Consider the following 8,792-nt stretch of genomic DNA (forward strand, 5'->3'; position numbering starts at 1 on the left):
GCGAATGCTCCCCACCGAGCCCTGGTCGGCCTGACCCCCGTCATCCCGTCCGGCCAGGGCTGAAGAGTCACGCAGCGCGGGCGCTATCGTTCGTTGCCGAAATATTTGCGACGCAGCGCTTCGAGTTCGCCTGACTCCTGCAATTCCAGGATCTGAAGCGTGATGGTGTGACTGAGATTGTCGCCATGATGAAAGCCAAACCCGTATTTGTCGGGATGGAAGATCGGGCCCACCACCGACAGAGGCGATTTGACGTGGGTATGGGCGTAATATTCCAGAACCGGAGCATCATCGATGATCGCCGCTATCTCGCCGCTGCCGAGCCCCGCCACGGCCTCGTCGATGCTCCGGTAGGCCTGGGTGGCAAGCCTGAGGTCATTGGAATAGTTTTCCGCGACACTGCCGCCGCGCACGCCAATGGTCCGGCCCGGAAGATCAGCCAGGGAGTTGATCTGATGCGTCAGGGTCAGGGCCGTCATCACACTGGTGACCGATGAGGTGACGTAGGCGATCACGGCCACGCCGCAGACCATCCATATGCCTCCCGAAATGCGGCCGATCCAACCCAGGGCATTAGGGCGCGTGACCTTGCCCGAGGTCGCGACCGACATGACCTCATAGAAACTCTCGGCCAGTCCCTCATGCCAACGATCCGGAAAGGTCGTGTCGAAACGTCGGTAGAACAATGCCAGCACGAGCGTGGCAACCAGGATGAGGGTCGCGAGCCATGCCATCGCCCGCAGGTGGCCGGCTCGTTCCAGCCCACCCAGAACCTGCCAGAAGCCCGCGCCGCCGCGCTCAGCCACCATGATGCGCAGGCCGGCATCATACCAGGGCTGGGAGAAGGTGATACGCTCCACCCGATCTTTCGTGATCGTCAAATTGGAAACGGCTACGCTGGCCTCGCCCCTGCGCACCGCTTCGATCAGCGCCTCGAAAGTGGGATACTCACGGTAGGAATAGGACAGCCCCAGCGGCCTCGCCGTGGCCTCCCATAAATCGATCGCCATACCTGAATAATGGGCGCCGTTCTTCATGACGAAGGGCGGGCTGACATAGACGCCGACATTCAGCGGTTTGCCGGCCGCGGGTGCGGTCTGGGTTTCTTGCGCCGAGGCCGCCGAAAGGACCAGGCTCCATGCCAGCAACAGCATGGCAATCGCGTACACCAGGCTTGCGCGCAATTCCGATCTCATGCGTCGGAAGCGGCAGGCATGGGACAGGGTGCTGCACTCGCAATCAAAATAGAAACCTGCAAATGCCATTTCTTTCGGGGGGCGAGGCTATCGGCCCGATCCGGATACCGCAACCCTTTCAACGGTCTGACCCAAACCGCAAGGTTGCCGGTCGCCAGCGGACCGGCGCCCGTCCGGGCATTGAGTTTAGCAAGCTGGGTGGCCGGGGAAACCATTCAGTCTCGTGGCGTGGAGTGCTTCGTTTCTGGTCTCGAAAATATGAGGGGCAAGCCCGCGTTCGTTGAGGGCTTCTCCCAGCTTCATCCGCAGAAACGCACTGGTCGTATACCGTGAAACATGCGTGTAGTATCTCTCAGTCAAGTATTGAACCATAGCCGCATATTGATCGAGGATATCTTCTTCAATCTCGAATGAATCATAGTTCACGATTACGGGTACTTTTTTCCCGGCCGACCTGCACGCTGCCTCCACGCAGCTGCGGACAGAGTCCATATCCTGCAGGTTTCGCAGCTTAAGTCCTTCAAAATTGAGGAACAGTGTCTGCTGCTGCCTGTCGAAGGTGACGCGATCGACAAGCTTGATCGACAAAAGCATGTCCTTGAGGCCCATTGGTTCTGTCAGGAAGATCCTTCGATCCATCTCAACCCGGGCTCCTGATAATCGGCCGGAAAGCCATCTGGGCCAGAACGTCCCGTTCGATGTCGACGCCAGGCGTGGCCACCAATGGCGCGCTTGATCAGGTTTTCATGGGCCAGCAGGTTCATCCCCCGGGTCGCTCCATCCCCCGGGCCTCCCCCAAGAGCAGGGTCAGGTTCCGGGGAGCCGCCGTCTGCAGGAACCGCTGTGCCAGGCCGACCGCAAGCTGCTCCGGCACGCCATTGGTGCCGAAGCCCGAAAAACACAATGTGTCGTCGTCGCGCACAAGGCTGACGGCTTCCTCGATCGAAACAATCTTGTTCTTCAACTCTCGGTCTCCGTGGAACCTTGCCGCAAGCGGCCGAACTCTCGGCTATTGCGCGGTCCAGCCGCCATCGACACTGATGGAGGAGCCCCGGATTTGTGACGCAGCCTCCGAACACAAGAACACCGCGACCTGGCCGAGCTGTTCGGGTGTCACGAACTCGCCCGACGGCTGTTTTTCCGCGAGCATGAGCTGCCTGGCCTTGTCGACGGGAATAGAGGCGTTCTTGGCCCGATCGTCGATCTGCTTTTGAACCAGCGGTGTCAGTACCCAACCGGGACAAATGGCATTGCAGGTGATCCCGGTCTGCGCCGTTTCGAGGGCGACGGCCTTTGTCAGACCCACGACGCCATGTTTTGCGGCGACATAGGCGCTCTTGGCCGGGGAGGCGACAAGGCCATGGGCGGAGGCGACATTGATGATACGGCCCCAATTGCGTTCACGCATCCGAGGCAAGGCCGCGGCAATCGCATGAAAGTTGGAGGATAGATTGATTGCGATGATCGCATCCCACCGATCGGCGGGAAACTGCTCCACCGGTGCCGTATATTGGATCCCCGCATTGTTGACGAGAATATCGATGCTGCCCAGCGCATTGGCACCATACTCGATCATCGCGGTGATTTCGGCTGGCCGCGACATATCGGCGCCGTGATAGAGGACCCGGACGCCGAATTCTTCGGCCAGCTCACTTCGAAGCTTCTCGATCGCGTCGGCTTCGCCCAGACCGTTGATGATGAGATCGGCTTTGCTGGCCGCCAAGGCACGCGCGATGCCAAGCCCGATTCCGCTGGTGGAGCCGGTGACGAGCGCGGTTTTTCCTTTTAGCATGACTTCATTCCTTTGCTGCAAGAAGATATTCGGTATTAAACCAGTCCAGTAGCGTAGTAGAACGCGATGACAACGAATACGGCGGCCGTCTTGATGCAGGTCACCGCAAATATATCACCATATGATGTCTTGTGAGTCAGGCCTGTCACGGCGAGGACTGTTATCACGGCCCCATTGTGGGGAAGCGTATCCATGCCGCCGCTGGCCATGGCCGCCACCCGATGGAGAACCTCCATGGGGATGCCGCTTGCTTTTGCGGCGGCTATGAACTGGTCCGCCATGGTCGCAAGTGCGATGCTCATGCCACCGGACGCCGAACCGGTAATGCCGGCCAGGGAGGTCACGGTGATCGCTTCGTTCACGAGCGGATTGGGAATTTGCCGCAGGGCGTCTGCAATCACGACGAAGCCGGGAAGGGCGGCGATCACCCCGCCGAAACCATATTCGGCCGCCGTGTTCATGGAGGCAAGCAGCGAGCCTGCGACAGCGGCCTTGGTGCCCTCGGCGAATTTCTGGCTCACCGGCTTGAAGGCGAAGACGAGCACCGTGAAGATGCCGAGTATCAGCGCGCCCTCCACCGCCCAGATGGCCGTAATGGGGCCTACATCCGTGACCAGTGGTTTGGCCGCCGCGGTGAGTTTGACCTCATAGGACTTGCCGTAAAACATGGGGATCGCCATCGTCAGGAGCTTGTTCACGACGCCGACGACGATGAGGGGAAGGATGGCGATCCACGGGTTTGGCAGCATCTCGGCCTTGAAGGCTTCGGGCTCGTTGATATGGTTTTCGCCATACCCTTCTCCCCGGGCAGCCGCGACGCGGCGGCGCCATTCGAGATAGGTCAGGCCGACAGCCATGATGAAGACGGTCCCCACAAGGCCCAGCACCGGGGCGGCCCAGGTATTGGTGCCGAAGAACGTCGTCGGGATGATGTTCTGGATCTGCGGGGTGCCGGGTAACGAATCCATGCTCACGGTGAACGCGCCGAGCGCGATGGTGCCGGGAATGAGGCGTTTGGGAATTCCGCCTTGCCGAAACATTTCGGCAGCAAAAGGATAGACGGCGAACACGACGACGAAGAGGGATACGCCACCATAAGTCAGGATGACGCATACCAGCACAATCGACAATATCGCTCTTTCCCGGCCGATGACCGAAATGACCGACGATACGATGGATTTCGAAAATCCTGAGAGTTCGATTACTTTTCCGAAGACGGCTCCGAGCAGAAAGACCGGGAAGTAAAGCTTTACGAAACCAACCATCTTGTCCATGAAAACGCCAGTGAACATTGGCGGGACGGCTGCTGGATCGGTGAGCAGAACCGCGAGAAGAGCTGCGATCGGCGCGAACAAAATCACGCTGAAGCCGCGATAGGCGACGAACATGAGAAGCGCCAAAGCGCCGATACAGATGAGAAAGTTCATAATCTCCCCTAATTTTCTTTTTGATGTGGGCCGCCGAAATGGCGTCGCGCCGGCGCCAGGCTCCATTGTCTTGCGCGGCGAAAAGCATCCTTGATGGCGTCGACGCCTTCATCATCGGCTCACTGAGCGTTCCGGGCACTTTCAGCTTCGAATGCGCGGGAAACCTCATGGCCGTCGACCACAGGCACATGTCCGCCTGGGCGTGTTTGTCGGGTCCGGACCTAACTTGGAATATCCGGCGCGATGAGGATTGCAGCCTTTGACATCTCTCTCCCTTCCGTCTTCTTATGGCGTTTGCATTGGCAATGCCGGTCGAGGCTTGCATCCGGAACGGGAGCAAGGAGCGTGCCAGTTTCACGCAGTTTCTAACCTGCTGAAATCAGGCGTATTTTCGATCGCTTGGTGTTGAGAGCGGGCGAAGGAGTCCTGGATCTCGGACAGACCTTGGCGGCGGCTGGCCCTAACCCTATGGGAATTCTACGAAAACGCCGTGTCCAGCTTCTCGGACAAGGAATCCTGATTTCAGGACAGTCCAAGGATTCGAAGCCGTTCATACAGCCGCGACCGCGAGATACGAAGAGCTCGCGCCGCGACGGGTTTGCTGCCGCCCGCGGCGGCGAGCGCCTCCTTGATGACCTCTCGCTCGCGGCAGGCGAGGGCATCGGCCAGGCTCTGGGAGCGATTGACCGGCAAGAAGGGTGTTTGCAGGCTCGGGAGAACGTTCAGGAATTTGTCCGCCGAAAGCTGCGTGCCCTCGCAGGCGACGCTCGCGCGTTCGAGCACATTCCTGAGTTCGCGTACATTGCCGGGCCATGAGTAGGACATCAAAAGCGCGAGGGCATCGTCGGTCAACTCGAGCGGCAGCATGCCTTGATTGCGGGCGTGGGTTTCCAGCAGCGCTTCGGCGAGCGGTGCGACGTCGTCCACCCGCTCTCGCAGGGGCGGCACTTTGACGGTCAGCACATTGAGACGATAGTAGAGGTCGCGGCGAAATCTGCCGGCCTCCATTTCCTGTTCGAGGTTGCGGCTGGTCGCCGCCACGAGGCGGACGTTCACCCTTACGCTCTTGTCGGAGCCGAGCGGCTCGAACACCTGCTCCTCGAGCACGCGCAGGAGCTTGACCTGTAGTTGAGGGGCCATGTCCCCGATTTCATCGAGAAACAAAGTACCGCGGTCGGCCAGCTTGAACTTTCCTTCCCGCGCCTTCGTACTTGCGCCGGTGAAGGCGCCGGGCACATAGCCAAAGAACTCCGCCTCAACCAGATTTTCGGGAATTGCCGATGCGTTGACGGCGACGAACGGGCCGGAATTCCGCGAGGATGTGGCATGGATGGCCTGAGCGAGCAGTTCCTTTCCGGTGCCGGTCTCGCCGAGAATGAGGACGGGGCTCTCCGATTGCGCGGCCCGTCGTGCCAGGCGTTTTACCTCCTGTATCGCGGCGCTGTTGCCGACGATATTCGAGAATCCGAAGCGCGCTCGCCGTTCGACCGCAAGCTCCTGGCGTACATGGTCGAGCTCCTTTTGGAGTTGCTCGAACTTGTTGACGAGCGGTTTGAGCTGATCCACGCGATCATAGAGAACAAAGCCGACCGCCCCGACCACCGAGCCGGACTTGTCCAGCAAGGGCAGCCGAGACACCACGAATTGACGATGTCCAAATTGCATGATGTCCAGAAGAATGGGCCGGCCCGTTTCTACCACCGTTCTTAGTTGACTTTCTGGGATGATATCCTCGACATCGAGGCCAACAATGTCGACAATTCGCTCTATGCCAAGTAATTCGCGGTACGGATCATTTATCCAAGCGATCCTGGAATGTTTATCGACACCGATTGCTCCTTCACAAAGGGCCTCGAATTGACCAAACAATTCGCTGATTGCGCGCCGGTAGGATTTGTTGTCGTCAACCCCATGCCTCTCATTCCGTGAGACCATCAACGTCGTCCCTGTTTCGCGCCTCTTAAACGCGGAAGCTATCCGATTGTCGGTCGCACTTCCAATTGTCCGGACCGGCCGCTGACCGCCCGCCGGTCGTCGTCGAGTGGTGTTTCGCGCGCGGCGACACGGGCTAAACCGCGCGTAAGCCTGCACATGACGGCGAGAAACTGCAGGATCCCGCGGGTACGTCCGAACGGCGTGAGACGACGGGAAACGATGGTGTTATGGCCATCTCCATCACGGTTGTTTCCATGGCGGATGTCTGGAAATTCGAGTTCCTCTCATGCGACGACCCTGCATGTGGGTTTCTTGGACGGAAACGTTATGTGGTCAGGCGCCGGCTCGAAAAAGCTGTCTTGATCCTTGTGGATAGCCCTTTGAATAGGGAGTTTTCGTACTTCTGCGACGTATGGGGCTCGGCATCATCGCCAGCGGGCTCCGGCTTTCGAGCATGTCCCGCTTACAAGCCGTAAATTTTTTACGCTTCCACCTGAATGTTTACGTTTTGGACAAATCAGTAAATATCCATTTGGATAATATGATTATCTGATGTCTAAATTCATAAAGACTTTATTCTTTGCTTATGAAATCGGGGGATTTGAGTCTTTTTTCCGTGATATGTAAGGGTTTACATGTTATGCGGGCCCTTCAGTCATACGGCTATTACGTAAGGGGGCGGTTTCTTGGGAAACGCAAGAGGGGGCAAGGGAAATGATCGCCCGTTTTCTGCCGACGATGACGGAGAAGGTGGAAACGTTTTGCCAGGCAATCTTAATGTTTCTTCGTCAGAGAACGTGAAGGTGATTGATGTGACGTTGAAAGTTGGAGGAACTATAGATGATATTTTTATAGTGTGTGAAAACAAATTAATTCTTGGATGTATAGTTCAATGCCTAAGAATATATAATGCTGCGGCCTCCATAGTTGGTTGTTCTTCGCTGTCTCAGCTCGATTTGCAGGGTGGAAGAGGAGCGCCGTTGGTGATGTTGTGTGGTTTAGGTGCTGAGGCGACACACCGAGTTATCGACCAAGATCTGCCTCTGGTCCTTGAGCGGTTTCCACTTGCGAAGGTTGTCATTATTTCAGACGTGGAGAGTCCGCTTCAGATAGGAAGATCGCTGGAGTTGGGAGCGAAGGGGTTCATCGGAATGAGCTCGACCTTCGAAATCGTGCTGGCGGCCATACGTCTTGTTTGGGCGGGCGGGATTTTTATCCCGGCATCCAGTATTGGCGGCACCAATATGGCCTCTGCTGCCCCCCAGGAAGCAAAATTGCAGTTGGTGGGGCTCACTCCGCGGCAGATCGAAATCGTCAAATGCCTTCGGCGAGGCGAAAGAAACATGGATATTGCAAAAAAATTCGGCCTCAAGGAGAGCACTGTGAGTGTTCATATTAGAAACATCATGGAAAAGCTAAAAGTTAAGAGCCGAATGGAAATCATATATCTTACAAAAGGTATGTTCGAAGATTAAGTATGTAAAAAATGTATATTATATTAATAATTTTGTATTTATATGGCTTAGTACTTATTTAGAATGTATATTTTGTCTATAGATTGATGATGCGGGCGGTCGAACTGGTGCACTATGTTGAAGCAAGTAAGCCACTGGCTTGGAATTAGGCGAAACGAAGAAGTCGGGCATCTTGTTAATGCTCGGAGCAAGGAGCGGGAGGAGAGGGGTGAGAATAGCAATCTGCCATCGCTCCCGGACGGCTTCGACTGGCGGGTATATGTGGGCGCCCATTACGACCTTCAGGGTCTTTCCCGTGCGGAAGCTGAAAAGCATTATCGCAAGCATGGTGCGGCCGAAGGAAGACTTCACAGCGAAGAGGGGGTTGCCCAATATATAGCGAGTCTGGAAGCGGAGTACGGCAAACTGCCGGAGTTCTTCGACTGGAAAGGCTATATCGGCAATTATCCGGATCTGGCTGGGATTGGTTCCGCTTATGCGGCGATCAAGCACTTCCTCCAACATGGCCGCAGGGAAGGGCGGCTTCCCTATCAATTTAATCCGGACCTCTACCGGTCCTTGTATTTCAAGGGCGCGCGTATGTCCGACGATGCCCTTCTGGAGCATTATCAAACGGTAGGCCATGCGGCCGGATATCTGGCGACATTCGATCAGCTTGCGCAGGCAGAGGGTCTGGCGGACGGGTACTGGCTGCGGTTTCTTGATCTGGAGGAGTTCAACCTGCTGAACTCGCGGTGGGTTGGGCAGGTGTCGAACAAGCAGGAGGCTTTGCGGGCGATGATGCGGGAGGGGTTCGAGCGCCTGGCGCCGATTTCCTTCGGGCATGCCTTCGATCCGGTCTATTTTGCCGACGCCAATCCGGCCCAGGCCGGCAAGGATCGGGTCGAACTCTACAAATACTGGCTGTTCACGGGCCTGAAGGCCAAGGTGCCCGGCAATGCGGCCGAGCATCTCAGGCTGCATGGGC

General features: G+C 57.1%; 7 protein-coding genes and 1 pseudogene. 2 read left to right on the forward strand and 6 right to left on the reverse strand.

Features of this window, described 5'->3' with window-relative positions:
• Positions 1-83: 83 nt before the first annotated feature.
• From C5L14_RS29570 to C5L14_RS29600, 6 genes are all read right to left on the reverse strand, one after another.
• Positions 84-1,154: a transporter substrate-binding domain-containing protein gene (locus tag C5L14_RS29570; protein ID WP_210203308.1), complete on the reverse strand. Its 1,071-nt coding sequence runs from the start codon at positions 1,152-1,154 to the stop codon at positions 84-86.
• 228 nt (positions 1,155-1,382) lie between these two features.
• Positions 1,383-1,835 (reverse strand): hypothetical protein, encoded by a 453-nt coding sequence (locus tag C5L14_RS29575; RefSeq protein ID WP_105865648.1) that lies wholly within the window; start codon positions 1,833-1,835, stop codon positions 1,383-1,385.
• A 121-nt stretch (positions 1,836-1,956) separates the two neighbouring features.
• Positions 1,957-2,160 (reverse strand): CoA-transferase, encoded by a 204-nt coding sequence (locus tag C5L14_RS29580; protein ID WP_105865649.1) that lies wholly within the window; start codon positions 2,158-2,160, stop codon positions 1,957-1,959.
• A 45-nt stretch (positions 2,161-2,205) separates the two neighbouring features.
• Positions 2,206-2,988, reverse strand: a complete 783-nt coding sequence (locus C5L14_RS29585) for a 3-hydroxybutyrate dehydrogenase (RefSeq protein WP_105865650.1) — start codon at positions 2,986-2,988, stop codon at positions 2,206-2,208.
• A 35-nt stretch (positions 2,989-3,023) separates the two neighbouring features.
• Positions 3,024-4,415 carry a GntP family permease gene (locus tag C5L14_RS29590; protein WP_105865651.1) on the reverse strand — a complete coding sequence of 464 codons (1,392 nt, stop codon included), beginning with the start codon at positions 4,413-4,415 and terminating at the stop codon, positions 3,024-3,026.
• A gap of 522 nt (positions 4,416-4,937) precedes the next feature.
• Positions 4,938-6,350 carry a sigma-54 interaction domain-containing protein gene (locus C5L14_RS29600; protein ID WP_105865653.1) on the reverse strand — a complete coding sequence of 471 codons (1,413 nt, stop codon included), beginning with the start codon at positions 6,348-6,350 and terminating at the stop codon, positions 4,938-4,940.
• Between the two features lie 686 nt (positions 6,351-7,036).
• On the opposite strand from C5L14_RS29600, the gene C5L14_RS30185 reads away from it, so the two are divergent.
• Entirely contained in the window at positions 7,037-7,825 is a 789-nt protein-coding gene (locus C5L14_RS30185) for a helix-turn-helix transcriptional regulator (RefSeq protein ID WP_146127050.1), read from the forward strand.
• A 261-nt stretch (positions 7,826-8,086) separates the two neighbouring features.
• Positions 8,087-8,792: pseudogene (locus C5L14_RS30190) on the forward strand (hypothetical protein); the annotation flags it as partial.

This window comes from Labrys okinawensis (genome assembly GCF_002982075.1).
Taxonomy (GTDB): domain Bacteria; phylum Pseudomonadota; class Alphaproteobacteria; order Rhizobiales; family Labraceae; genus Labrys; species Labrys okinawensis_A.